The organism is Streptomyces sp. S6, from assembly GCF_054880855.1.
In genome coordinates, this window is sequence record NZ_JBTYMC010000723.1 from 1 (window position 1) to 706 (window position 706).

Consider the following 706-nt stretch of genomic DNA (forward strand, 5'->3'; position numbering starts at 1 on the left):
AGCACGCGAGCCGCGTCGGCCGCCGCGCGCAGCGCCGTCGCGGCGACGGCGTTGGTGTACGCGCCGTCGGTGACGCCGTTGCTGTACTCGTCGGGACCGGCCACCTCTCTGACGGAGTAGGAGCCGTCCTGGTTCGCGGTGACCCGCGAGGCCCAGTAGCGGGCGAGACCGTCGAGCAGCGGCCACCCCTTCTCCCGCAGCCACGGACGGTCCCCGGTCGCCAGGTAGTACTGCCAGGCGGCCAGCGCGATGTCCCCCTGGAGGTGGTTCTGGGTGACGCAGTGCGGTGGCTGCCAGCTCTGGCACTCGTCCCACAGCTTGCCCCGGCTGCCGCTCGTCCACGGGAAGAACAGCCCGCGCACCCCCGTCCGCGCCGCGTTCTCGGCGGCGGCGCCCCGCGTGCGGTCGCGGTACTCCAGAACCGGACGCGCCAGCTCCGGCCGGGTGGCCAGCAGCGCCGGGAACATCCATGTCTCCGCGTCCCAGAAGACCATCCCCGCGTAGTTGTCGCTGGTCAGCCCGGTCGGGGCGATGCTGTCCCGGCCGCCTTCCCGCAGCGACGACAGGAGGCCGTACTGCGCCGAGCGCACCCACAACTGGAGGTCGGTGTGGCCCGGTACCTCGATGTCCGCGTTCCACAAGGCACGCCAGGCCGCCTGGTGGGACCGCAGCAGCGCCGCCCAGCCGCGACGGGCGGCCCGGTGGG

Annotated in this window: 1 protein-coding gene; it reads right to left on the reverse strand. The window is 73.7% G+C overall.

Translation table 11 applies throughout. The features are described from left to right. A partial coding sequence (locus ACVNF4_RS36700; protein WP_461807132.1) for a glycosyl hydrolase family 95 catalytic domain-containing protein occupies positions 1–706 on the reverse strand: 706 nt, incomplete at both ends.